This is a genomic window from Vogesella mureinivorans (assembly GCF_007644035.1).
GTDB lineage: Bacteria > Pseudomonadota > Gammaproteobacteria > Burkholderiales > Chromobacteriaceae > Vogesella > Vogesella mureinivorans.
Genome location: NZ_VMTV02000010.1, coordinates 1 through 316, shown reverse-complemented (window position 1 = coordinate 316; position 316 = coordinate 1). Strand labels below are relative to the sequence as shown.

Annotated in this window: 1 tRNA gene; it reads left to right on the top strand. The window is 41.5% G+C overall.

Going from position 1 to position 316, the window contains the following annotated elements:
- Positions 1-54: 54 nt before the first annotated feature.
- Positions 55-130: transfer RNA gene (locus tag FLQ44_RS00405), tRNA-Arg, on the top strand.
- The last annotated feature ends 186 nt before the right edge of the window (positions 131-316 follow it).

The window sequence follows — 316 nt, the reverse complement described above, 5'->3', positions numbered from 1 at the left end:
ATCTCGATAATAGCTTTTTTTTCATAGGCATATACAGTAAATTATTGACTTATCGCGCCCTTAGCTTAACTGGATAGAGCAGTTGCCTCCTAAGCGACCGACGTGGGTTCGAGTCCCGCAGGGCGCACCAAATCATTAACCCCAAACACTCCCACATGTCACTGATACAATAATTAATTAAACACAATAAATTCGGTAAACACATTTGTGATGCCATAGGTAGACTTTGACATTACGTAGATACAAGAAGTAAAGCGAAAAGCCTCAAGTTTTATTCTCGGTGGTGAGCACCAGTAACCAGGCTGCAATCGTCTTA